This is a genomic window from Flavobacterium sp. LPB0248 (assembly GCF_013388355.1).
Taxonomy (GTDB): Bacteria; Bacteroidota; Bacteroidia; order Flavobacteriales; family Flavobacteriaceae; genus Flavobacterium.
On record NZ_CP058246.1, the window covers coordinates 2227050 to 2251994 of the forward strand.

The 24945-nt window shown below is 33.1% G+C and carries 19 protein-coding genes and 1 tRNA gene; 4 read left to right on the forward strand and 16 right to left on the reverse strand.

What is annotated here, in order from left to right:
- Window positions 1-2: 2 nt before the first annotated feature.
- From LPB248_RS09160 to LPB248_RS09175, 4 genes are read right to left on the reverse strand one after another with little or no spacing between them, the layout of a single operon-like run.
- The gene (locus LPB248_RS09160; protein ID WP_177211163.1) at window positions 3-197 is read right to left on the reverse strand and encodes a hypothetical protein; all 195 of its coding nucleotides are present in this window, start codon (window positions 195-197) and stop codon (window positions 3-5) included.
- Between the two features lie 4 nt (window positions 198-201).
- Window positions 202-759: an LPS export ABC transporter periplasmic protein LptC gene (lptC, locus tag LPB248_RS09165; RefSeq protein ID WP_091128408.1), complete on the reverse strand. Its 558-nt coding sequence runs from the start codon at window positions 757-759 to the stop codon at window positions 202-204.
- Window positions 760-810: 51 nt separating this feature from the next.
- Complete coding sequence (locus tag LPB248_RS09170; RefSeq protein ID WP_177211164.1) at window positions 811-2040, reverse strand: hypothetical protein; 1230 nt, start codon at window positions 2038-2040, stop codon at window positions 811-813.
- On the reverse strand, window positions 2033-2767 hold the full coding sequence (locus LPB248_RS09175) for a type III pantothenate kinase (RefSeq protein WP_177211165.1): 735 nt from the start codon (window positions 2765-2767) through the stop codon (window positions 2033-2035). Before LPB248_RS09175 ends, LPB248_RS09170 begins: the two co-directional genes overlap by 8 nt.
- Window positions 2768-2866: 99 nt before the next feature.
- Here LPB248_RS09175 and LPB248_RS09180 point away from each other — a divergent pair.
- The 3 genes from LPB248_RS09180 (at window position 2867) to LPB248_RS09190 (ending at window position 5044) form a co-directional block, all read left to right on the forward strand.
- Window positions 2867-2939, forward strand: a tRNA-Phe gene (locus LPB248_RS09180).
- Window positions 2940-3303: 364 nt separating this feature from the next.
- The gene (locus LPB248_RS09185; protein ID WP_177211166.1) at window positions 3304-4797 is read left to right on the forward strand and encodes an MFS transporter; all 1494 of its coding nucleotides are present in this window, start codon (window positions 3304-3306) and stop codon (window positions 4795-4797) included.
- Between the two features lie 10 nt (window positions 4798-4807).
- On the forward strand, window positions 4808-5044 hold the full coding sequence (locus LPB248_RS09190; RefSeq protein ID WP_177211167.1) for a DUF6814 family protein: 237 nt from the start codon (window positions 4808-4810) through the stop codon (window positions 5042-5044).
- 106 nt (window positions 5045-5150) lie between these two features.
- Here LPB248_RS09190 and LPB248_RS09195 read toward each other — a convergent pair whose 3' ends face one another.
- The 12 genes from LPB248_RS09195 to LPB248_RS09250 form a co-directional block, all read right to left on the reverse strand.
- Entirely contained in the window at window positions 5151-8030 is a 2880-nt protein-coding gene (locus LPB248_RS09195; protein ID WP_177211168.1) for an alpha-amylase family glycosyl hydrolase, read from the reverse strand.
- Between the two features lie 217 nt (window positions 8031-8247).
- A complete protein-coding gene (locus LPB248_RS09200; protein ID WP_177211169.1) occupies window positions 8248-9546 on the reverse strand; it encodes an HlyD family secretion protein in 1299 nt (432 codons plus the stop codon).
- Window positions 9547-9567: 21 nt separating this feature from the next.
- Window positions 9568-11757, reverse strand: a complete 2190-nt coding sequence (locus LPB248_RS09205) for a peptidase domain-containing ABC transporter (RefSeq protein WP_177212531.1) — start codon at window positions 11755-11757, stop codon at window positions 9568-9570.
- Window positions 11758-11759: 2 nt separating this feature from the next.
- Window positions 11760-13337 (reverse strand): vitamin K epoxide reductase family protein, encoded by a 1578-nt coding sequence (locus tag LPB248_RS09210; RefSeq protein WP_177211170.1) that lies wholly within the window; start codon window positions 13335-13337, stop codon window positions 11760-11762.
- A 2-nt stretch (window positions 13338-13339) separates the two neighbouring features.
- Window positions 13340-14620: a DUF6734 family protein gene (locus LPB248_RS09215; RefSeq protein WP_177211171.1), complete on the reverse strand. Its 1281-nt coding sequence runs from the start codon at window positions 14618-14620 to the stop codon at window positions 13340-13342.
- Window positions 14621-14623: 3 nt separating this feature from the next.
- A complete protein-coding gene (locus LPB248_RS09220) occupies window positions 14624-14839 on the reverse strand; it encodes a hypothetical protein (RefSeq protein ID WP_177211172.1) in 216 nt (71 codons plus the stop codon).
- Window positions 14840-15051: 212 nt separating this feature from the next.
- Entirely contained in the window at window positions 15052-15894 is an 843-nt protein-coding gene (locus LPB248_RS09225; RefSeq protein ID WP_177211173.1) for a hypothetical protein, read from the reverse strand.
- Between the two features lie 4 nt (window positions 15895-15898).
- Window positions 15899-17173: a DUF6734 family protein gene (locus LPB248_RS09230; RefSeq protein WP_177211174.1), complete on the reverse strand. Its 1275-nt coding sequence runs from the start codon at window positions 17171-17173 to the stop codon at window positions 15899-15901.
- A gap of 59 nt (window positions 17174-17232) precedes the next feature.
- Window positions 17233-17466, reverse strand: a complete 234-nt coding sequence (locus LPB248_RS09235; protein WP_177211175.1) for a hypothetical protein — start codon at window positions 17464-17466, stop codon at window positions 17233-17235.
- Between the two features lie 470 nt (window positions 17467-17936).
- Window positions 17937-19115, reverse strand: a complete 1179-nt coding sequence (locus LPB248_RS09240) for a SusE domain-containing protein (protein WP_177211176.1) — start codon at window positions 19113-19115, stop codon at window positions 17937-17939.
- A 22-nt stretch (window positions 19116-19137) separates the two neighbouring features.
- Window positions 19138-20655 carry a RagB/SusD family nutrient uptake outer membrane protein gene (locus LPB248_RS09245; protein ID WP_177211177.1) on the reverse strand — a complete coding sequence of 506 codons (1518 nt, stop codon included), beginning with the start codon at window positions 20653-20655 and terminating at the stop codon, window positions 19138-19140.
- A 10-nt stretch (window positions 20656-20665) separates the two neighbouring features.
- Window positions 20666-23635 carry a SusC/RagA family TonB-linked outer membrane protein gene (locus tag LPB248_RS09250; RefSeq protein ID WP_177211178.1) on the reverse strand — a complete coding sequence of 990 codons (2970 nt, stop codon included), beginning with the start codon at window positions 23633-23635 and terminating at the stop codon, window positions 20666-20668.
- Between the two features lie 236 nt (window positions 23636-23871).
- Here LPB248_RS09250 and LPB248_RS09255 point away from each other — a divergent pair, with 236 nt between their 5' ends.
- Window positions 23872-24903 (forward strand): LacI family DNA-binding transcriptional regulator, encoded by a 1032-nt coding sequence (locus LPB248_RS09255; RefSeq protein ID WP_177211179.1) that lies wholly within the window; start codon window positions 23872-23874, stop codon window positions 24901-24903.
- The last annotated feature ends 42 nt before the right edge of the window (window positions 24904-24945 follow it).

The window sequence follows — 24945 nt, forward strand, 5'->3', positions numbered from 1 at the left end:
TTTTATTGTTTTTTGTTTCGGTCGTTGTGCCTGTTAAGAAATCTTCTTCTGAAGAAAAACATAAAAATAGCCATCCCTGCAATTACAAAATAGAAAGGATAGCTTTCATCACCCTCATTTAGTTTTACAATACCATCATAAGTAAAGAAAACTGCAAAAAGGATGTAAACGTATTGTGTATATTTTAAATAACCCATAATATTATAATTCTTCGTTCGATTCAATTTCACCGCTTATTCGCTGCGAATTGATCACTTTAAAATCTTTGCTAAAATCTATTCCCTGACCGTGGGAAACTCCTTTTGTATCGGTCAATTTAAATTTTCTTTCTGTATAAAACCATTCGTTTTTCTGATCGAAATACAACTGTTCTGTTTCCAAAACTTGTCCCGCTTCTGAAGTGATTTTGACCTTTCCTATTAAATCAATAATCCCAGTATTCTTATAAGAAACTGCGTAATTACCTCTTATAAAAGTACGTTTTTGCTTTTTATCATATAATGTAACATCGATTCCTTTAGGAAATTCTGTAAAAGGAAAATCGAGATTTGAATAGTCTAACATTTTTGGACTTATCAAAACCCCCGTAATGCGTCCAGAATCTGTATATTTAATATTTACAGTATCAGCATCACTGGCAGGAACAAATTCTGAGAAGTTAATTTTCTGAACTTCTTTAAAATTACTTTCGCATCCAAAAAATAGTGTCACAGCAAAAACTGTGACAGCTATGAGACTATATCTTTTTGGTAAATTCATTTGCCAAATGTAGTAAATTGTAATGAGCTTCGAAAAGATAATATGTTTTGATTATTGGAATTTGCTCTTCACAAACCATTTATCGTTGAAAGAGAAACTTACGCTAAAATTCACATAATTTTCCTGCACTAAATCTGCAGCTGTTGTACCACGCTTACCAAACTCGATTCCGAAATTTACATTTGAGAAAGATCCTGGAATTGGAACTCCTGCTCCCAATGACATTCCGATATCTTTAATTGACTCGTTATTTACAATCAAACCAATTTTTTCGTATTTCAAACCAGCTCTATAGGTAATTCTGCTCATATAGCTAGTAAAAGAAGCATAATTTGGAAGGTAATATCCTCCAACAGCATATTTAGAGTAGCTTTCGTATCTTACATTGTTTGCGGCATTGTAATAATTCCCTAGCTGCCCATCTCCTTGAAAAGTCATATTTGCTCCCACAAGCCATTTTCTAGCTTCACCAACTCCTACTCCAATACTTAATTTGTTTGGAAGTTTTAGCTTTGTTGATTCTGTAGGAACTACATAAGGATCTGGATCTCCTTGAACTGAAATAACTCGTGTATTATCTGAATTTAAATTACTTGCAAAAGAATAACTCAAACTAGAGAATATGCTCATCTTTTTATAGATCTTTTTCTGGTACATAGTCCCGAAACTAAATGCCATACCTGAAAGTTCAGAAGTATTTACTTCAGCTGTTCCATTTTGAACTCCTGTAACAGCTTCGACACTTGTTGTAGTAATTTTTCCAAAGTTATACTGCGCATCTACTCCAATATTCCAGTCTTTCATTATTTTGTATGACAAACCAAAATACACCTTATTTACACCACCTTTTCCATCAAGCTGTGAACTTGTTGCTCCTTCTGTTGCAGAATTGTCGTTACGAATTTTATACCCTACCGAAGTTACCGGTATCAAACCGAATGAAGCACCAAATTTCCCCATCGGGATTCCTAATGCTAAATAATCAAAAGTAGAACGTTGTGCTTTTTCTGATGCAGAATCCGTTTTTAAATTTGAAGTAGCAAATGTTCCTCCAACTGTAAAAGTTGTCTGAATTAAGCTGGCATAACTTGCCGGATTTTCTAAATTTAAGTGAATCGTATCCTGCTCTACTGCAACTCCTGCCATAGATCTGTTCTCAAGAGTTCCTTTGAATCTCACATCTCCTATTCCGAAAAAAGAATAAGGCGAAGCAGTACCTTGTTGAGCGAATGAAACGAACGATATAAGCAAACAAGCGCTTAGTATTACTTTTTTAATCATTGTCGATTTTATATTGATATGTTTGGCTCAAACTTTCTAAAAGGAAATTTGAATTGGCAAATATGGTATTTTTTAATCGTTTAGCCAAAAAATCTGCATCGCCTCCCGTTAAAATTATGATAAAATTTGAAAACTCTTTGCGATATTCATCGATAAAACCGTCAATCTCATAGACGAAACCGTTGACAACACCAGAATGTATGGCTTGTGCCGTAGAGTTTCCTACATAAGAATCGGGCTCTTCTAAGGTTAATAACGGTAGTCTAGCCGTAAAATTATGCAATGATTCGTATCGTAAACGAAGACCTGGAGAAATGGCTCCTCCTAAATAATTGTCTTGTTCGTCGATAAAATCGTAGGTAATGCAAGTTCCAGCATCTATAACCAAACGGTTTTGTTTTGGAAATTGAAGCGTTGCTCCTGCAGCCAAAATCATTCGGTCTATTCCTAAAGTTTTTGGAGTTGCATACTTATTATGGAAAGGAAAAATATCTTCGTGGGTAAAAAAATGAACTTTGAGTCTATTTTCGAAAGACAAAAATGATTGTTTTTCGATACTTCCTACCGAAGCAACAACCAAATCGGAGCATTTTGGATATTTTTCTAAAATTTTTTCAATTTTTTTTTCAAGTTCTTTTTTTTCAAAAACAAAATTCTCCAGAGTAGTATTTCCCTCAAAGACAGATGCTTTAATTCTAGTATTTCCGACATCAACCGTTAAAATCATATTTCCTTTTTTGCTTTTGCGAAGATACGAATTGATTTTTTCTAAAAAATGTTTTGCACAAACCAAAAATGATTATATATTTGCACCCGCAACAAGCACGGTACCTTAGCTCAGATGGTAGAGCAATGGACTGAAAATCCATGTGTCCCTGGTTCGATCCCTGGAGGTACCACAAAACCCGGATAGAAATATTCGGGTTTTTTGTTTTTTATACTTTTCTGTTTTTTTTTAAACCGCAAAGAGCGCTAGGATTTACGCATAGGTTCGCAAGGTTTTAAAAATTAAACATTGCGAACCTTTGCGCTTTTTCTTTGTGCTCTTTGCGATTAAACCCTTTTCATTTTTTTTGTGAGCCAATTCAAATAAAACTTTGCGAACCTTTGCGCTTTTTCTTTGCGCCTTTGCGGTTAAATTCAAAAGTCAACAAATTAATGGTTTTTGTTAAAAAAGTATTGACTGAATAAAAAAATATCTTCTATATTCGTAAAACTGTATTTTTATTTTTCATTCATTAACAAGATCTCAAAAGCAGTTTTATGAGCAAAACTTCTACTAAAGGCATTTGGAAAGTAATTTCGGCCTCTTCAATGGGCACCATGATTGAATGGTACGATTTCTATATTTTCGGCAGTTTGGCTGTCGTAATTTCAACAAAATTTTTTCCTAGCGACAATCCAACCGCAGCATTTTTATCTACTTTAGCCACATTTGCCGCTGGATTTGTAGTTCGGCCATTTGGAGCTTTATTTTTTGGAAGGCTTGGAGATATTATTGGTCGAAAATATACTTTTATGGCTACCTTATTATTAATGGGTGGTTCAACCTTTTTGATAGGCTGTATTCCAAGCTATGAAACAATTGGTTTTCTAGCTCCTTTATTGGTTTTGATTTTACGCTTACTTCAAGGTCTTGCTCTTGGAGGAGAATATGGCGGCGCTGCTACGTATGTTGCCGAGCATGCTCCACCGGGAGAAAAAGGATATTGGACTTCATGGATTCAGACTACTGCTACGGTTGGTTTATTTATTTCTCTAATGGTTATTCTAGCCACCAAAAATATACTTTCTCCTGAAGCTTTTAATCTTTGGGGATGGCGTGTTCCTTTTTGGGTTTCTATTGCTATGGTTGGAGTCTCATATCTGATTAGAAAAAATATGGATGAATCTCCTGTTTTTGCAAAGGCTAAAAAAGAGGGAACGACAAGTGCAAATCCGTTGAAGGAAAGTTTTGGAAACCGATACAATTTAAAATTTGTGCTTTTGGCATTGTTTGGAGCTACAATGGGACAAGGTGTTGTCTGGTATACTGGACAATTTTATGCGATGAGCTTTATGAAAACAGTAATGAATGTCGATTCTTCGCAAGTTGATCAACTATTAGGAATTGCTCTTTTAATTGGAACTCCATTTTTTATTGTTTTTGGATGGCTTAGCGATAAGATTGGCCGTAAATACATAATGATGTTCGGAATGTTGATTGCTATACTATCATACAGACCTATTTACAAGATGATGTACGATACGACCGATGTAAGCAAGAAAACAGAGATTCTTGAAAATCCAAGAATAAAAACTGAAAACAATGCTGACGGAAGTTCGATCACAATTACAGAAAAAAAATATACAGACGGAACATCCGTGGTAGAGAAAAAAACGTACATGCACAAAAAAGATGCTCAAACTAGCATTTCAGTAACAATTAATTCAAGCGATAAATGGACATTAACCTTCTTAATTTTTATTCAAGTACTATTTGTAACAATGGTTTATGGCCCTATTGCAGCTTTCTTAGTCGAAATGTTTCCAACCAAAATTAGATACACTTCTATGTCATTGCCTTATCATGTTGGAAACGGAATTTTCGGAGGTTTACTTCCAGCTATTTCTACTTATTTTGTATCTCACGCCAAAACAGCTGGCAAAACCGATTTTTATCTCGACGGATTATGGTATCCTATTATTATTGCAGGAATCTGCTTTGTAATTGGAATGATTTATATTGACAACAAAAACAAAACTACTCACCTTTAAAATTTAAAAAATGAATGCGATTAAACAAGTTTTAGGGGCTTTATGGATTGCTTTAGCGGCTGCAGCGGCTTATTTCTGTGTCTTTGAATTTGGTTTGCCTAAACTGCTTTCGGACCAGCAAGATGATTTGGTGTTTGGCGCCATTATTCTATTTATACTTACACCTCTTATTGTTATGGGTTTAGGAACATTTGGATATTATTCTTTAATTGGAGAATACAACGATACGAAAAGAAAAAATAAATAAACCCAATCTTAAAAAATTAGAAAAGGGCTGTCTGCAATACACAGAACTGCCCTTTTTCATTACTAACCTAACCAAATTTTTAATCTGTTAAGATTTATTTTTAAGTTTATCTCTTAATAAACTTCATCACCTGAGTTTTGTTATTTTCGTCAGAAGCTTTTACAATGTACAATCCTGATTGCAATTCGCTAACGCCAAATTGAGAATCGGGAGTTCCTTTTGAATTAAAACTTTTCACCAATTGGCCAGAAGCAGAATAAATTTGAACTTTTACAAAACCAGCATTTAAAGTAAAATAATCTGATACTGGATTTGGATACAGATTAACAGAATTTCCTTTTTCAAAATCTTCTATCGCTAAATTTGCAACTTTATTCCCGTAAATTCTATACTCTCCTGCTGGAAGATTTACAGGAGCATTAACATCTGTTACTGTAATAGTAGTATTATCCATTAAATTATACCAAGTTCCCGCATACGGAAAACCAGTTGCTACGTTTTGAGCTGTAGTATCAAAATTGGCTAAGATCAAAACATCTTTTAACTGTGCAGAAGTCAAACTGCTGTTTGTAATTTTAATGTTTATTGTTAACGAGTTCGTATTTGGAATAGTTGATATTCCAGAGAAAACAGGCTCTGTTTTTTTAAGTGTAATCATCTTAGCCCAATCGTTATAAATTTTATTACGATTAGAATCGCCTAACCAATTTTCTGTCCATTGCGGTTGTGGTTTTGTATCTAATTTACAATCGCCAGGAACAGTTGGTGTTTCATCATTTACGGTTCCGTTATTACAGCTAAATATAGAATCGTCCATACCCAATTCTCCAAAATGCCAGATCATTTTTGGCCCAGGAACTAACAGAGAAACTGCACCAATTGCCGACATTCTAGACAAAGCTGTATTTAACGTTTTTACATTATAAGAACCATTTACAGCTCCATACTGCACATTTTTATACATTAGACGTTCTTCATCATGACTTTCAGCATAACCCATTAAGCGATTGGCAATAAAACCATGATTTACGCTTGACATCCTTGAAATGTTGCTATTAGAAGCATACCCCATAGACAATTGGTTGTAAGGATCTGTCATTTTTCCCCACATCATAACTCCTTTGCTAGGCGTTTCGGCAACTCTATAATTTGCCCATTGCTGTTCTTCAACATCATCATTTCCTAGATGCTCAAAAATGGTATAATGTGTTGGATCTATTGCCCAAGAAAAGTCAGCATATTTTTTCAAAACATCAACACGATCTTGCTGATATGCATTTGTACATGTTTGATCTGAAGCTGTACAAGCCTGTGTAAAACCTTTTGTCAAATCCCAACGGAAACCATCAATTTTATACTCTTGAATCCATTGTTTGATCACTCGACTTACATAATACTGCGTTTTTGGTGATTGATGATTAAAATCTTCCCCTACACTATAACTATGTTTTGCTACTGTATTAAAATAAGGATTCTCGGCAGTTGGCGATCCAAAACCGTCTCCATCAGGATCATTCATCCACATTCTCACCATCGGATTTCTTCCAAAAGCATGATTTAATGCAACGTCAAGAATTACTGCAATTCCATTTTGGTGACATAAATCAATAAACTCTTTTAATTTATCCGAAGTTCCGTAGAACTTATCCAAAGCCATATGGAATGACGTATTATACCCCCAACTTTCATTGCCTTCAAATTCCATTACTGGCATTAACTCGATTGCGTTTATTTTTAGATTCTTAAAATAATCTATTCGATCAATTAAACTTTGATAGCTTCTAGACGCATCAAAATCACGAACCAAAACTTCGTAAACAACCAGCTTTTCTTTTTCAGGTTTTTCAAAATTGGTTACTTGCCAATTATATGGAGTCTGTCCTGTTTTTAAAACAGTTACTTCAAAATTTTGTCCCGCTGGATAAACGGGCATATTTGGATATTTTGAAGCAGGAATTGAAGGATCATCATAAGGAGACAATACTAATGTAGAATATGGATCTGCAATTTTTACCATTGATGGCGAATTGGCAATTGGCGTAGTGTCTACAACCCAATATTGATAGGTATTGTTGACACCAGAAACTAATCCAGTTAATTCCAGCCAAAACTTACCCGAAGTAGGATCCTTTTTCATTGCATATGCCGATGTTGGCTGCCAATTATTGAAGCTTCCTGCAACATAAACAAAGTCTTTTAATGGAGCATCCAGAACCAAAGTTGCTTTTGTAGGATCTGCAGCATTGTAATTAATTCCGTCCTCAAGACCTGCTGGCAAAGCTTCAGAAACTGTATTTGGGTTTACGACCACCGCAAATTTCTTAGAAACCGTCGTAGTTCCCTGAGTAGCAATCAATTCATAGCTTTGATTGCTAGTAATATTAGTATGTGTATACGAATAGCTCGAAGTACTAGCATTTGTATTTATTGTTGTTCCGTTGGCTTTCAAAGTATAACTCCCTGCACCTCCTGTATTTGTTGCCGCAATACTAAAACTTGAACCAGAAGCAATAATAGTACTACTGTTTTCGACAGGCGAAGTTAGGGTCATCTGAAAAGCCCCAACATTAAGAAAAAAGTCGGTACACGACGGAGCCAATTTTAAAGTTTGAGAACCGTTGGCGCTTCTAAACACAATTCCCATTTTGGTTGCTGCGGTTTGCTGAGCTGTTGTTAAGGCGAAATAAACACTCGGAGTAATCGTTATACTCCAGGTTCCGTTTGCATTTTTAGTCATTAATCCAACTCCATCATCAGCACCCCAGTTTCCTTTAGTGGTTTGCCATGGACTTGCATCTGTACCTATTCCTGCATGCATATATACTTTTGTAGGATTGGTTCCCATTGTGTTACAAATGCTAGAGGTAAATGAGGCCGTAATTGTAATAGACTCATTAACTTGAAACACAGCAGGAGATACTGAAATCTGCTGAGAATTAGCAACAAATGACAACCAAAAGAAAAATAAAAGTAAAGTTTTTTTCATAATTTGATCATTATAATTTAAAACGAAATTGAGATAATTGACTAAAGATATCTTATTAGAAATACATTTTACTACAGCGTTTTCGAAACAGCATAACGCAAACGTTGTAGTGTTTAAAACTTTATCCTAAATGCCTGAAAACATTTAAAAACCGTAAATTTTTCAGACAGAAAATAAAGTCTTAAATATGGAGAAAGTAGTTTTAGAAAAAAGCTATTTATCTTTGAACTAATTTTCTAAATTGATAAAAAACACGTTCAATTAGGCGCATTTCATCAGTGATGATATCTGCCGATCCTGTCAACTCTTTATCAAATTTTATATTTCTGCCATAACTAGTTTGAAGTCCTTTAGGCATGGCTACTTCAATAAAATAATTTCCTTCTTTGTCTGCTATTGTAGACATAGACTGCACGCGCCCTTCCAGCATTCCGTACTCTTGAAAGGGATAATTATCCAATTTGATTAGAACCTTTTGATTTTGCCTTATTTTGCCTGTATTTTGCGACGGAACTTTTAGACTACTTACATATTTCCCTTGATCTTCTGGCAAAATAGTCGCAAATAAATCTCCTGCTTTTATGAGTTGGTTTTCCTGCCATGAGTTTTGAAATTTAAAAACGCCATCATATGTTGCTTCAAATAAATAACTTTGCTTCCAAATATGAATACTTTTTTTCAACTCATCCAAAGCTTGAAACAAAGACGTTAAATTAGTGACATTTGTTTTTTCTTGAGAAATCTCACTGGCTACAACTTGTTTTTTAGCTTGATTTATAGCTTCTTTTTGTTGCGAAATCGAAGAACTTATCTGGTCATAAGCTTGTTTGGCTTGCAAGTTATTTGCTTTTTGAGTGTCTAGATCGTATTTTGAAATAACGCCTTTTTCAAACAACTGCAAAGATCTTTTGTATTGTATATCACTTAATGAAAGCTTAACTTTTTCAAGCTTTTGCTGTTCGTATAGCGCGGCCAACCTGTTATTGTTTTCTGTTTGAGAACTTTTACCTGCGTTTATTTCTTCAGAATAAGGATGAAGCTTCTGATTGAGTTCATTCTCAATATATGCCTTATGAAATTGACTAAATGAAGATTGAATATCGCCAAGTTGCACATTACTTATTTCTTTAAAAGGGAAATAAAATGTCTGATAATCAGAAGGAATTGATGACACTATTTTATCCAGTTTTAAAACAGCTTCATAATTGGCAGAACTCTCTAAAATCGCAAGCAAAGTCCCCTTTTTTACTATTGAAGAATTAGCAACACAAAGTTTTACAATTCTAGAATTGACTTTAGATTCGAGCTTTTCTGGAGGATGATGTGAAGTCACCACTGCTTTGGCCACAATAACATCTGGATATTTGATAAACCAACAACCTATAACGAACAATAGTATTAATACAAAAACAATTGAAATCCCATAACGAACAATCCACACTGGCGGATTGGACAATACTTCCTGCACCGACTCAGAGCGCAATTCTATATCTTCTAAAACATTTTTTTGTACCATCTTCTTTTAATTTACCGAACTTTAATTCCCTAATTCTAATTGATTTTTAACTAACTTGTAATAGTTTTTTTGAGCTTGAACCAGTTCTTTATGTGTTCCTATTTCGACAATTTTTCCTTTCTCAAGAACTACAATCTGATCTGCACTTTTTACTGTAGACAATCTATGCGCTATAATTACAGCTGTTTTACCTACTAAATATTCATTGAGATTCTCCATTATTACCTTTTCATTATTGGCATCAAGAGAAGAAGTTGCTTCATCAAAAAACAGATAATTAGGGTTTTTATATACTGCTCTGGCAATTAAAAGCCTTTGTTTTTGTCCGCCAGAAATTCCCGTGCCTTCGTTTCCAATTTTTGTATTATAAGATAGCGGCAGACTCTCTATAAAGTCTTTAATATTAGCAATCTCTACAGCATGCAGAAGTCTTTTTTTGTCTACATAGTCTTCACCAACGGCAATATTATTTGCTATAGTATCATTAAAAATAAACCCATCTTGCATTACAACTCCACAATTTAATCTCCAGGCACGAGGAGAAATGGTATCAAACTTCATTTTACCTAAACTTATTTCACCTTCATTTGGCTCATAAAACTTCATTATAAGTTTAAGCAAAGTTGTTTTTCCACTTCCGCTTGTTCCAACAATTGCCGTTGTTTTTTGTTTTGGAATGATCAAATCTAGTTTTTCCAAAACAAGAGCTGGATTTCCGTTATATCTAAATGAAAGATTTTTCAAATGAATATCAGAGTGTTCGATGTCCTGAATTTTAGGATTTAAAACATCTTCTTCATTTTCTTTATCATGAATTTCTCCTAATCTTTCTAAACTTATTTTAGCATCTTGCAATGAGCGTACAAAATCTACCATTTGCATTAACGGACTATTTAACTGTCCAATAATATACTGAACAGAAAGCATCATACCTAGTGTAAGTTCTCCTTTTACTACCAAAGTTGCAGCAAAAAAAGTAATAAGTAAATCTTTAAGATGATTGATAAAATTTGAACCTACAGATTGCCATTGTTCTAAGGTTAATGCCTGCATGCTCACTTTAAAAAGTCTAATTTGAACAAACTCCCAACCCCAGCGTTTTTGCTTTTCGGCATTATGCATCTTTATTTCCTGCATTCCATTTATAAGCTCCATTACTTTGGATTGTTCTGTAGCAACCTGAGAAAATCTTTTATAGTCCAGTTCTTTTCTTTTTTTTAAAAAGAACAAAATCCAAAAAAGATATAATGCTCCTCCGATAAAAAATACCATAAAAAGCTGCATACTATAAAAGGCGAGAACAAAACTAAAAACGACTAAATTCATTAACGAAAACACCACATTTAGAGAAGTTCCTGTCAATAATTGCTGTATTCTGTGATTATCGCCAATACGTTGCATAATATCTCCTGTCATTCGGCTATCAAAGTAACTTATGGGCAATCTCATTAGTTTAATAAAAAAATCTGAAATGAGCGAAATTTGGATTCGCGTACTTAAATGCAGCATAATCCAGGAACGTAGAACTTCTATAGATGTTTGCCCTGCAAATAACATTAATTGCGCTAGAAGCATTAAATAAATAAAGTTCAAATCCTGAGTTTGAATTCCTATATCTACTATACTCTGGGTTAAAAAAGGAAATAATAAGGAGAATAAACTTGCTGTAAGCAACCCAATTATTAATTGAACTACTAATCCTTTATATTTAAACAAATATTTTGTAAGATAACTAAACCCTCGTTTGGAATCTTCTGTTTCCCATTCGTTTTCATGGAACTCTGGCGTTGGATCTAAAAACAATACAATTCCCTCTTCGGTTTTTTCGTGGGCATTTTTTCCAATCCAAAACTTGATAAAATCATCGTGTGAATAAGAAAGCAAACCGTGGCTGGGATCTGATACATAAACTTTATCTTTAGACACTTTATATACCACAACAAAATGCTGATTATTCCAATGAACAATACAAGGTAATGGCGATTCTGTCTGAAGTGTTTCAAAGCTAATTTTCATTCCAAGACTTCTAAAGCCTAAGGCTTCTGCCGCATCACTTAATCCCAGTAAACTGCTGCCTTCACGGGTGGTTTCGGCGAGATTACGAATTTGTTGCAATTCGATAGCTTTTCCGTAATATTTTGCAATTATACGAAGGCATGTTGGCCCGCAATCTTTAGAATCCGGCTGTTTGTAGAAAGGGAAATTTCTTATTTTCAAAGTACTGCTTTTTTAGTTTTAATTAAACTTTCAAGAAAATAACTGAGTTCGTTAATTTCATATTCTTTAGGCAAAACATATCCGTTTACGATAATCGCTGGAGCAAACAAAAGATAATTCTCATAACACCAATTATACTGCTCCTGAATAATCTCTTCAGATACAAAGTCCTTAGTAGTCCCCCATTTAGATGTCCATTTTTCTAAAGTCATTTTCTCAATATGCCAATCCTTTAATGCATCTTGAACTTTCTCTTTTTCGTCATTAAAATAAAAATGTGCAACCTGATGATAGATCTGGTTATTTGGATTATTTTCATTTTTAATATTGACATTAAAAAGCAATCTTACTTTTATTTCATCTGGATTTTTTTCAATCAATTTTATAATGTTTTCAAACGCTGAATGGCAATGTCCACATGAGGCGCTTAGTAATGCATAAATTGTAACGGGCGCATCGTATTTACCCATAGAAACAGCTTTCAGCCTATTAATACTTTCAGTATCTATTTGCTGAGAATCTTTTAACAAAGCATTAAAAACCAGATTTTTTCTTTTGAACTGATTGTGTTTTATTTCGATTTTTTTTAATTCAATATTCTTTTTAAAAAGTGTTTTAAATTTAAGCCAACATAACAGCACCAAACCTAAAATAAGGATATAAGAAATCGTATTGATGGCGTTAAAAGCACCCTTATATCTTGTCAAAAAACTTAAAATCAAAATAATCTGAAACAATAAAACACCAACAATTCCAAGACATAAAACACACCATTTTTTCAGAACAAAATACTGATAATAAACAGAATAAATTAAAACTGGAATACTCAATAGTGCTAAACTTGCATAAATAGCAAAACTATTTTCAAAAGCTAAATACAGAGTTGAAAAAGAGATTGACAAAAAATAAATTATAGAAATATCACTTAAACTTATAGCACCAAAAATTTTCGCTCCTTTTGAAGACAATACTGCTTTACAACTGGTTTTCTCGTTTACATTACAGATTTTAGAAACAGATTCGTTGTGAATTCCTATTTCCTCTCTAATAAGAAATACACTTGTAATAAGTCCTATTATTGCAGACAAATAATAAAAGGTTGCAAAAATTAAATTTGCACCATTATTTATAAAAATCAAAAGCAGTGAAAAAATAAACATGGAGCCGGCAACCCAATTATTTTTTACCGATAAACTGAATTTTCTTTGTGTTTCATTTTTCTCTATAGCAACTACAATTCCTGTCCAGATGATAAAAAACTCTGCCTCCGAAATTATTTTTTTATAGCCGTTTGAAAATTCAATTCTTATTTTATGATGCAATTTTTCGGTTAAAACGGTTTCTTTTCCAGTATCAGATTCTACTACAGATATAAAACATTCCGGAAGGTTTTCAAATTCTCCCTTCTCAACTTTTATCGCTAAATTTTCAATTTCAAGAAAATTAAAAGTATCTATAATAGCATACAAACTCGGGAAATTAGGATGCGATTCTAATTGTGTCAATATCTCATCTTCAAAATCATAATAATGATTCTTACGTAAGTATCTTTTTAAATAGTTAAAATTATTCATGTTTAAACTATATTTAGTGGCAATAAAATTTCATGATAAACGCATCTGTCCATTACAAAAGAGAAGACTTTTTCTTTTAAATCTTCTAATGAAATACTTTGCATAAAGAATTCATCTTTTGATATTTCGAGTATTATTTGATTAATTGTATTTTGTTCACGAAAGAAAAGCAATAAAAAATCCCAATCTTCCATTTCTAATTTTTCTTCTGTTTTATGCTGAGGCGAATAATAGTAAAGTTCTATTTCATCTTCAGAAATTTCATTTAATCGCGTCGTTTTTGAAAGCTGAAATGGTGTTTCTAAAATAGCATCCCAATCTGTGTTTTCTAACCATGCATAAATTTTAGACAGAAATTCAAAACGTTTTTCATCATCAAGAATTTCCAATTCTGAACTTAAGTTATTCTTTATCAGATTTCGATTTAGTTTTTCATATTCTAAAGGAAATTCATATTTCAATCTGTATTTTAACTGTTCGCACATTTCGATAGATTTCTTGGCATAACCAACAGTATGAATATAGCTTTCTTTGATTGGGACCAAATGAAATTTCATTACGTTTGTAAATGCTTCATTCATTTTTGGTTTAAGAAAACTAATCTCAATTTGTTTTTTTTGTGCCATTTCAAAACCCAACATTTGCTCATAAACCATATTAAAAACGCCAAGATTAATTTTATCTAGCTGCTCTAAATTGTCATCTATAATCTGAAAAACTGTTGATTTAAACTCTTTAAAAAAGGAGACATTATTTCCTCCTATTATTCCGGCATTAAATGCAAACACGTCATTAGTTTGCTCATAAATTGGGAATAAACTCTTAGGGAAATTTTGAAATTCTTTAAAAGTCGTCTCTAAAACTTCTTTATACTTTGGAAAATTAAATTCAAAATTCTGAGCTAACAGATCTGCATCCAAAAGCGGTTGCGGAAGTTTATCCCAAACAAAAACATCTGTATCCGCATGAATAAACGGAGCTTCCTGAAGAGAATAAGCCAATATTTTTCCTAATGCCCACAACTCTGACGGATAATTTTGCAAAGAATTCAAATCTAATAGCGCTTTAGAATACGGAATCTCAAGTTTATCAATTAATAATTCCTTTCCTAAATCATCTGTGTAAAGTAAAACTTCACCATAGTTTTGCTTAAATTTTAAGCAACTCAACAGACAAGAGTAAAAAAAGAAGTTGGCACTGAGCCAACCTCCTTTAAATCTTGCATTCAAATCGTCATTTTCTTTAAAAAAAGGTTTTGACCAAAAACTTTGAATGATTTTCATTTACTAGCATTTTACACAGTAATAACCATATACATTACCCGTGTATATTGGGCGAGGATCTGTGCAACCATTTGCATTATAAACAGGATTTGTATATGAAGTTCCAGCTGGGCAGCATGGGCGGAAACATGGACTAACATCATAACCTCCTGAAATAGTTTTTGCTTCTTCTAAAGATAAAATAGCTCCTTTTATTTTGTTTAATAAATTATTTTTCATTTTTTGTTAATTAAAAATTACCTACTCATTAGCTTTTCGGTATCCGCTTTTGGTTATTTTGAAATCTCCTCTTTACGATTTAAATTTCAAACTTGGTTTAAGGTTGCGCAACCTCCTATTTAGAATCCTCTTATTTACATTTGCAACTGTAATTAATCGGATCATAAATCACATCTAATATTTGTTTTTATAATTACTAAGCTTTTTAAAGCTTAAAGCATTTTTCGTTTATCGAATACTCTTCTAATTTGATTTTCGTTAAATCGTAATAAATCATCAATATTTTCAACACTTAAAAGCTTTAATTCATTCCAGATTCCGTTATTGTTTTTTAATGGATGGAAATTTTGAATGTATTTGTAATTATGATCATCCAATGATTTCCATAACTTAAAATAACTCTCTGAATTGAAATCATTTTTATGTCCCCAATTGGTAATTTTCTGGTAAATTTCAGTCTCTTCTCTTGCCCAAGATTGATGCACTAAAACTGACTCAGATTCAATTTTTTCATTGTCTTCGTTGACTCTTCCATAATAGCAAATTGGATTTGAAGTCGCCACCCAACAGTTTTCTTTTACAGGAGAAATCACAAGAAATCCTTTTTCGATTTTTTTAAACAAATTTGCAAATCTGACTGTAACTGAAATTTGGTTGAGTAATCTGTTTCTTTCCAGATATATTTTCTCTAATTCATTTATAAAGGAGCTAAAATCGATAAAGTATTCATCACAATCTAGTTGAATATACCAATCGCATTTACCCATTTTTGAATATAAATAATTGCGTTCTACCGTTTCATTTATCATGGGTGAAAGCGTCGTGTTGCAAAAAGAATCTTCGAGAATTTTGATTTTGCGTTGTGTATCAAATGCTTTTATCCATTCAAAAAAATCATTCGGGATTTCAAACTTATTTCCTGACCAGGTTAATCTGTCTTTATCGACAACCAGAATAATCTCCTGCACCTTATTATTGTCATAAATTTTTGGAAGAGAATACTTTAAATAGTTATAATCATACGAAATTAAATACCCCACTTTTACAATCATCATATAATCAATTAGAAATGAATTCTGGTAAAATAATTTCGTGTAGCAAGCATTTGTCAAATACAAAAGATAGCAAGACATCTGTCAATGCGTCTTTAGAATATTTAACTTGAATATCTGAATCCAATAGTAATTCGGCACATAATTCTTTTACTGAAATGGCCTCCTCAAAATACAGCAGAATATTATCCCAATCTTCAAGTTCTAAAATTTCGGGACCTAAAGTTTGGGGCGAAATATATTCGACTTTATTTAAAGTATCATTTTCAATTATTTTAGCTGTTTTATTTAATTTAAATTTTATTGAAGCAATCTGATCCAAAGAATTCGTTCTTACATAGTTAAAAACTGAAAACAAAAAATCTTTTCTTTTGGGTGATATTTCATAAAACGACTCCCATAAATTATGTTTTATTCCGTTATTTTTAATTCGTTCATATTCCTCGGGAAATTCATACATCAATAACGCCTCAATCTGCTCGCAGGCATAAATCGATTTTTTGGCAAATCCAATTGCGTGAATATATTTTGAATGAAAAGAAGCAAGGTGAAAGTTGACCAATGTTGTAAAATTAGAATCGACATTCTGGAACATTGATTTTGGCTGCACTCCTTTTTTTTCTGCTATTGCAAATCCGAGTTGTTGCTCATAAATCATATTAAAAATTCCGACATCTATTTTATCAAACAGCAGTTTGTTTTTGTTAATAAATTCATCAGAGCGAGAATATAGCTTTTTAAAAAAGTCTAAATCAGTTCCGCCAATAATTCCTGCATTGTAAGCCAATACCGTTTTATGTTTATATAAGGAGTTGATTAATTCTGTTGGAACCCATTCAAAAAGGGTCAAAATCTCATTTAATGCCTCACCATAAATAGGGAAATTTTCTTCAATATTCTGACAAAATAAAGATGACGAAACTAGATCTTCTGGCAGTTTCTCCCAAATAAAAACATCGGTATCTGCATGTATAAACGGTTTTTGCTGTACACTGTAAGTATGGATTTTAGGATATGCCCACAGTTTCTCGTTTATATTGTCTAAAGAATCAAAGCAATTTATGTAATTGGTATATGGAATTCCAAGTTTGTCTTTTAATATTGTTTCTCCATTTGTATCGGTATATAAATTTACTTCTCCATAAAATTCCTTAAACTTTAAACAGCTTAAAGTCATACTGAAATAAAAATATTTCTCATTTAGCCATCCACCTTTAAATCTGCTGTTAGGATCAATGGAATCACTTAAAAATGGTTTTGACCAAAAGCTTTGTACAATCATAATTTTAGAGTATCGAAAAAATAAGAGGTTTTTTCAAACCCCTTAAATCTTTTTATTAATTAAAGAACCACACAATATAAAGATGGGTTTGGTTTATAAATGTATAGGTTTCTTGGAGTGCATCCCGCTGGAGTTGCGATTGCTGAGCCTCTGTTTTCTACAGCTCCACAAATAATAAAAGAGCATGGACTACCATCAATAAACGAACCTCCAGTATAACCACCAGAAATAGTTTTTGCTTCATCTTTGGATAAAATGGCACCTTTGACTCTATTCAAAACATCTTTTTTCATTTTAATAAATTTTGATATTTTACATGTCTACTCATTAGCTTTTCGACTTCCGCTTTTTGGTTATTACAAAATCATCTTTTAGTGACATCAATTTCAGGCTCGGTCTTAGGTTGCGCAACCTGTATTTAAGAGTCTTTTGATTTGCATTTGCAACTACAAACTAATCAGACTAATAAATCAAATAAAATGGGATTTTCTAGCAGTAAAATGCTATTGATTTTTTAAAAATATAAAAAATACCTTACCGATTAACGGTAAGGTATTCCCAAATCAAACTATAACGTTATAGTGTTAATAAAAAGAAACAACAATAAAAAAAGGGTTAATTTTTTGAAGTTATTTTAATTTTATTCTTTTCGAAATGAGAAATAATCAAATGGAAAGTTTTTTTTGATATAAACTTAAATTTCACAAAAAGGCATAAAAAAAGGCTATCTTTCGACAGCCTTTTTTAAAATTTATTCTAATTATTATAATCCTGAAACAACAGCTGTTCCATCAAAATTTACAGTTAATTTTGGTTTAGCTCCAGCAGTAACATTAAAGTTTTCTCCTGTTCCACCATCTCCAACAAAAAGTAAATCTCCTACATTGAATGTCCAATCTTTACCAGCTCCATTAATATAAATACCAGTATTTTTAGATCTGAATTTCATTGGTCCAGCAGTGATATCTGTTCCTGCATAAGCCCACGTATTTGTAGCAAAATCATATCCCATGGCGCTTTCTGAATCCCATCCACCATTTGTAGCGGCTCCAATTACACCCCATTGCATTTTAACAACTTTAACTTTCATTGCATCCATATCTACACGTACATAGTATAAACCTACTCCGTCTGCTTCAGCAACTTTAAGATCTGAACTTCCTCCATCATTTTTTAAACTAAATTCTTGTCCACCAGAAATTGCAGCAACTGCTCCGTCTGTACCATAATTACCGTTATCCCAAGTTTTTCCGTCTCCTGTAAATTTAAATCCATCACCAACACTTACTTTCACAAAAGCTTCAAAAATTTTAGTACCTGTTTTTGAATCCCCAATATACTTCATCGAAATACCATTTTTCTCATCCCAAGCAGATTTTCCATAATAAGCCTGTGGAGCACCAACTAAAAATAATTCTGGAGTAGTAAATACAATTTTTTCGTAAGCATTAATTTTCATTAATTGTGTTGTAGAGTAACCAACTACTAAAGATTTTTCAGCAATAGCTTTAACACGAACATCAAATTCAGCCAAAGTACCAAATTTAACTTTTGCTTTTCCATTAGAAACCAATGTAGTACTTAGTCTATTCACAGCAGCATTTAAATCTCCAAAAGTAAAAGCTTGTGATAAAGTTGAAACACTAGTTGGAAACACATCTACAGCGCTAGAAAAATCACTTCCTGCTGGAGCAATTTGAATGTAATAGCTTACTGGCCCGTTATATTGCAATTCTGCTGCAGACCATTTAAAAGTACCTGCTGCCGTATCTTCATTTACATCTTGTTGAACAGCGTATTCAGCAGGTGCTGGAAGAGCTTCCAAAACTGGTACGGTTACAATCTTTTCGTTTTCATTTACGATAATATCTGGATCATCATCACTACATGATGTTATAGCAAATGCAAGTAGTCCTAGTAATAAAAAAGTTAATTTTTTCATTTTGATTTATATTTTTATATTATTAATATCCTGGATTTTGTGGCAATAAATTTTGGTTTGCATTGATTGCAGTTTGAGGAAGAGGAAACAATCTATGATTAGGATCTGTATCTGATTTCTCCCACCATACATTTTCAAATTTACCGTTACGAATTAAATCCTGACGACGGTGTCCTTCCCACATCATTTCTCTACCTCTTTCAGCTAAAATATCGTTCAAGTTATAACCGCTTGTTTGAGTAATTCCGGCTCTGCCTTTTATTTCATTAACCAAAGCATCACCAGCACCAGCACCATTTAACCAAACTAAAGCTTCTGCTTTCATAAGTTTAACATCTGCCAATCTGAAAATAGGAAAATCATTGCTTAAATTGTCCTTAGCTCCTGGAGCAATTTCCCATTTAACAGGTCTAGCTCCAGCCATTCTAATTTGCTCCTGAGTATTTTGTCCAAGAGACATTTGAAGATTTGGAATATTAGCTGTAAAAACTAAATTAGCATTTCCAGATTTAGGATCCTGAATAATATCCCCTGCTTTAGTTCTTTGTTGGCCAATAAGTATACCTGACAATCTTTTATCTCCGGCAGGAAACGTATTATAATGCGCTTCTAAAGTTGCAAAACCATTCCATGGAGCAGTACTCATATTAAAAGTTTGCTGAGACAAATCGATCAAAGTACGCATGTGAAGGTTAAATCCTTTATATGTATCCTGATCAAAAGGAATTGTATAAATATTCTCTTTACAATTTTCGTTTTGGGTTGCAAATGGGGTTAATGGATTAGATTCTAAAGAATATCCTAATGCCAAAACTTTATCGCAAGCTGCGATTGCCTTTTCCCACATTGCAGTTCCTGTATATACTTTAGCATTCAAATATAATTTTGCTAAAAGAGTATACCCCATACCTTGTGTAATATCACTTCTAACAACTCCTTCATCCCCTTGTTTTGGCAATAAAGCAACATTGTCTTCAATATCTTTTACAATAGCTGCAAAAACTTCTGCTCTAGGAGTTTTTGATGGAAATTCATCTGCACCTGTGAAAGTAGTTGGAAAAGCGACATCTCCAAAGTTGTCAATAGCCAAATAATAATAGAAAGCTCTTGATACCTTTACTTGTGCCAAAACCTTAGCAACCCTTACATTTGTTTGAGAAGCTGGAGTTAATGTTTCAATTGCGTAGTTAGCTTGCGGCACTGCAGAATAAATCATATTATATAGATTTACTATTGCTTCAGTTTTCGGTCCCCAAGTATGTCTTGATAAAGCTCTCCATTTACCACTATCATCCCAATCTGCTCCTCTAGTAGGACAAACTGCCTCATCTGTAGTTAATTCTTGCGCAAACCACCATCCTCCGCCATCAAGCATCGCTTGAGTTTTAGCAAAAACTGGAGTAGCCAAATTTAAAGCTTGTTCTGTCGTTTCTGGATATTGTTCTCCAGTCAAATACTCACTATTTGTTGTATCTAGATCAGTACAAGAAAAAGCCAGTAAGCTCAATCCTAATACTGTTATTTTATTTTTTAGTTTCATGATTTATGTATTAAAATGAAAGATTTAAACCAAATGTTAAGGTTCTAGTTTTTGGATAATTGTTATAATTATCTATTCCAAAAAAGATTTCTTTATTGTCTTTCCCTCCAGAAAAATTAACTTCAGGATCTGCCCCTCCGTAATTAGTCAAGGTAAATACATTATTCATAGAAGCAAAAAAACGAAGTTTTGAAATTGCCGATGCAAATGAAGGATTTACAAACGTATAACCTAAGTTAATGTTGTCCAATTTTATAAAACTTGCATCTTCAATATAATATGACAATGCGCTGTAAGCCCCTTGGATTCCAGCATCATTTAAAATTAAAGCTTCATTATTTACACTTCTTGTTCCTACTTGATCAGGATTACCAAATACTTGGTTTGTTGCATTATAAACATCATTTCCAACTACTGCTCTAAATGACATGCTCAAATCCCAATTTTTATACTTAAAGTAGTTACTCCATCCCATTTCAAAATCTGGCAAAGCGTTACCAATAACTTTTTTATGCTCATCAGAGTTTGCTACATCCTCTAAGTAATGTAATTGATTGTCATTACCTTTAATAAGCCATTTCCCATTAGATACTCCAGCATATTCATAACCGAAGAAAGTTCCTAGTTTGTAACCAGCTTGCATTCTTTGAGTTGGAACCCCAACTAGACCTGGTCCAGAAATGTAACCAGTATCAATAAATGAATAATTGTAACGTGAATTTCCTAAAGCAATAACTTCTTGTTTATTTTGCGTATATACAACTGTAGTATTATAACTGAATTTTCCGTTATCAACTACCTTAGCACTTAAAGTTGCTTCAATACCAGAGTTTTTCATTTCTCCACCATTAATAAATGTAGTATTAGAGAAATTTGTTTCAGTTGGTACGTTCGTGTTAGCGATCAACATATCAGTAATTTTTTTACTGTAAAACTCAACCGATCCAGATAATCTATTATTGAATAATCCGAAGTCAAGACCAAAGTTTGTTTCAGTATTTTGATCCCATTTTAAATCTGGATTAGCATTATGGCTATATCCGTAAGCTACTAAACCACCTTGAATAGAAGGTCTAACCGCTAAATCTTTTGCGTCTACTGGTAAATTACTGTTTCCTGAAATACCCCAACTCCCTCTAAACTTCAATAAGTTTAATGCGCTTACATTATTTTTAATAAAATTCTCATTAGCAATATTCCAAGCTACTTGAACAGATGGGAAATAACCCCATTGATTGTTATCTCCAAAGATTGAAGAACCATCTCTACGAATCATACCCGTAACGTAATACTTAGATTCGAAATCGTAAGTTGCTCTTGCAAACATACCAATGTCTTTACGCTCATTTTTATAAGATGTCAAATTCCCTAAAACTATAGTTTCGAAATTTTGGAAATTGTTTGATCCCAATGTATTAGAAGTAGCATTATTTGCCTCCATGGCAAAACCATCACTACCTGTTTTTCTGTATGAATAACCTCCCAATATTGTTACATTATGAGACTCTGCAAAAGTTCTTTTATAAGTCAAAGTAGCTTCAATTAAACCTTGCTCCCAGTTAGCATAAGATCTTTTACCGTATCCTAAATATATAGGTGTTTCTGTAGTTCCTGTAAAGATATAATTGTAAGTTGGCTCGAAGTAAGTGCTTTCACTATCATTTCTTAAATAACTTCCAGAAACCTTAGCAGTCAATCCTCTTGCTAATTCATAAGACATTGCTAAATTACCTGACAAAAATTTAGCATCTCTATTGTTCTGAATATTATTAACAGATTGCAAAGGATTGTAATAATTGTTTGTTCCTGGAGATTCAAATAAAGCTCCATCAGGTCTATAAACAGGATCGGTTGGGAGCCTTTGGAAAGCTTGATAGATTACTTGATCTTTTCCATCAGAACCATAATTGACATAATCATTGTGCTCGATTGTTGCAGAAAGCCCCATATCGATAATCATTTTATCATTAAATGCTTTTTGAGTTACATTTAATCGCCCAACAGTTCTCTTTTTTCCAGAATTTCTAATAACTCCTTCAAAATCACTGTTTGAGATAGAGGCTCTATAATTACTAGTTTCATTTCCTCCAGAAACAGCTAAGCTATTCACTTTTGTAAAACCTGTTCTAAAAATTTGATCTTGCCAATCAACACTTCCTCCATTATCTGTAAAATCGATACTTGGGTGTGCTTTTATATAATCTCTATACTGACCTGCAGAAATAAATTTTTGTTCTATTGCTTGGTCTGTAGCAATTGACGAATTAAATTCTATAGTAGTTTTTCCTGATTTTCCTTTTTTAGTTGTAATAAAAACAACTCCATTAGCTCCATCAGCTCCATAAATAGCGGTTGATGCAGCATCTTTTAAGATATCATAAGAAACAATGTCATCAGGCGAAATCGTTGTAGGGTCAACACCACGAATTCCGTCTACAACGTACAAAGGCGCTCCTCCAGCTGCAAAACCTGCAGCTCCACGAATACGAACATCGAAGCCTTTGTTAGGGTCACCACCTTGTTTTGTAATCGAAACACCGGCAGCTTTACCTTGCAATCCTTGAATAGGATCAACCAAAGTTCCCTGATTTAGGTTCTCTGCAGTAACCTTAGAAACAGCTCCAGTTACGTCCTTTTTCTTTGCAGAACCATAACCTACTTGAACCACTACTTCTTTAAGTTCATTCGAATCTTCTTCTAGAGTTACTTTTAAGTTTTTTTGAGCATCGTAGATAAACGAGTAAGTTTTGTATCCGATAAAAGAAACTACAATTTTGTCTCCTTTTTTCACATTAGATAACTGAAACTTACCATCGAAATCTGTTGAGGCACCTCCAGGTGTCCCTTGTACATTTACATTTACTCCTGGTATTGGCTGTCCTGATTTCTCAACGACAGTTCCGCTTAGTGTGCTTTGAGCGAACATACTAAATGGCAACAACAGCAATAAAAATAACAACTTTTTGTAAATTGTTTTCATACTTTTTGTTTAAATTAGTTTTGAGTTTTTGAATGTTAGTTAAGTTTTTAATTTTACTTCGAATTTCAAAATTATGAATTTATTAACATGCCCGACGGAAGGCATTTTTTATTGCTTTACGAAAACGTGGTAGTGTTGAAAACTTTCTATTTTTTGTAATCTTTCAGTGTTAAAATTGCAAATACCAAAAATATTATACACCTTTATTATTAATTAGATTTTTTTCGATTAACTACATGAAACGTAAAATAACCCTCAAACAGATTGCAAAGGAACTTGACGTATCCATCTCAACTGTCTCAAAATCACTCAGAAACAGTCTCGAAATTGGAGAAGAAACACGTCTAAAAGTGCAGGCTTTTGCAAAGTTTTACAACTACAAACCCAACAATATTGCCCTTAGTTTAAAAAACCGAAAAACGAAGAGTATAGGTATCATTATTCCAGAAATTGTACACTATTTTTTCTCTACTGTCATCAACGGAGTGGAACAGGTTGCAAATGAATACGGATATAGCGTAGTAATCTGTGTATCAGATGATTCTTTTGACAAAGAGGTATTAAACATGGAAATGTTAGCAAACGGAAGCATCGATGGTTTCATCATGTCGCTTTCTAAAGAAACACAGTTTAAAGGTGACTTCCATCATATTACCGAAGTGATCAATCAAGGAATGCCTGTAGTTATGTTTGATCGCGTAACCAATGACATTCTTTGCGATAAAGTAATCATAGATGATAAAGCGGCGGCTTATGAAGCTGTCCAGAGCTTGATTGATAATGGCCGCAAAAAAATTGCTTTGGTAACTACAGTTGATTATGTAAGCGTCGGAAAACTGAGAACAGATGGCTACGAAAAAGCTTTATTAGATAACGGATTACCATTTAATGAAGATTTAATCATAAAAATTGAAGATGTAGATACTTGCGAAATAACTATTTCCGAGCTTCTACATGCCAGAGCTTTCGATGCTGTTTTTGCTGTAAATGAACTTTTTGCCGTGACAATTATTAAAACAGCAAACAAAATGGGATTAAAAGTTCCCGAAGATTTAGCTGTTATTGCATTTACTGATGGAATTATCTCTAAGTATTCTACTCCAACCATTACAACAGTAAGCCAGAGCGGTGAAAAAATGGGCAATAAAGCAGCTAAAATGCTTATTGAAAGACTAGAAGCAGAAGATGATGACGATGAAGAACACACCGAAAATTACACTACAGAAGTTATCGAAACTCATCTAATAGAACGAGAATCTACTGACTAATTTTCTTAAAATCAGTACGTTCTAAAGCCATAAAAAATATTT

Excerpts from the sequence above, each read along its gene's own strand:
- LPB248_RS09160 (WP_177211163.1), bottom strand. The coding sequence starts at position 197 with ATGGGTTATTTAAAATATACACAATACGTTTACATCCTTTTTGCAGTT.
- lptC (WP_091128408.1), bottom strand. The coding sequence starts at position 759 with ATGAATTTACCAAAAAGATATAGTCTCATAGCTGTCACAGTTTTTGCT.
- LPB248_RS09170 (WP_177211164.1), bottom strand. The coding sequence starts at position 2,040 with ATGATTAAAAAAGTAATACTAAGCGCTTGTTTGCTTATATCGTTCGTT.
- LPB248_RS09175 (WP_177211165.1), bottom strand. The coding sequence starts at position 2,767 with ATGATTTTAACGGTTGATGTCGGAAATACTAGAATTAAAGCATCTGTC.
- LPB248_RS09185 (WP_177211166.1), top strand. The coding sequence starts at position 3,304 with ATGAGCAAAACTTCTACTAAAGGCATTTGGAAAGTAATTTCGGCCTCT.
- LPB248_RS09190 (WP_177211167.1), top strand. The coding sequence starts at position 4,808 with ATGAATGCGATTAAACAAGTTTTAGGGGCTTTATGGATTGCTTTAGCG.
- LPB248_RS09195 (WP_177211168.1), bottom strand. The coding sequence starts at position 8,030 with ATGAAAAAAACTTTACTTTTATTTTTCTTTTGGTTGTCATTTGTTGCT.
- LPB248_RS09200 (WP_177211169.1), bottom strand. The coding sequence starts at position 9,546 with ATGGTACAAAAAAATGTTTTAGAAGATATAGAATTGCGCTCTGAGTCG.
- LPB248_RS09210 (WP_177211170.1), bottom strand. The coding sequence starts at position 13,337 with ATGAATAATTTTAACTATTTAAAAAGATACTTACGTAAGAATCATTAT.
- LPB248_RS09215 (WP_177211171.1), bottom strand. The coding sequence starts at position 14,620 with ATGAAAATCATTCAAAGTTTTTGGTCAAAACCTTTTTTTAAAGAAAAT.
- LPB248_RS09220 (WP_177211172.1), bottom strand. The coding sequence starts at position 14,839 with ATGAAAAATAATTTATTAAACAAAATAAAAGGAGCTATTTTATCTTTA.
- LPB248_RS09225 (WP_177211173.1), bottom strand. The coding sequence starts at position 15,894 with ATGATGATTGTAAAAGTGGGGTATTTAATTTCGTATGATTATAACTAT.
- LPB248_RS09230 (WP_177211174.1), bottom strand. The coding sequence starts at position 17,173 with ATGATTGTACAAAGCTTTTGGTCAAAACCATTTTTAAGTGATTCCATT.
- LPB248_RS09235 (WP_177211175.1), bottom strand. The coding sequence starts at position 17,466 with ATGAAAAAAGATGTTTTGAATAGAGTCAAAGGTGCCATTTTATCCAAA.
- LPB248_RS09240 (WP_177211176.1), bottom strand. The coding sequence starts at position 19,115 with ATGAAAAAATTAACTTTTTTATTACTAGGACTACTTGCATTTGCTATA.
- LPB248_RS09245 (WP_177211177.1), bottom strand. The coding sequence starts at position 20,655 with ATGAAACTAAAAAATAAAATAACAGTATTAGGATTGAGCTTACTGGCT.
- LPB248_RS09250 (WP_177211178.1), bottom strand. The coding sequence starts at position 23,635 with ATGAAAACAATTTACAAAAAGTTGTTATTTTTATTGCTGTTGTTGCCA.
- LPB248_RS09255 (WP_177211179.1), top strand. The coding sequence starts at position 23,872 with ATGAAACGTAAAATAACCCTCAAACAGATTGCAAAGGAACTTGACGTA.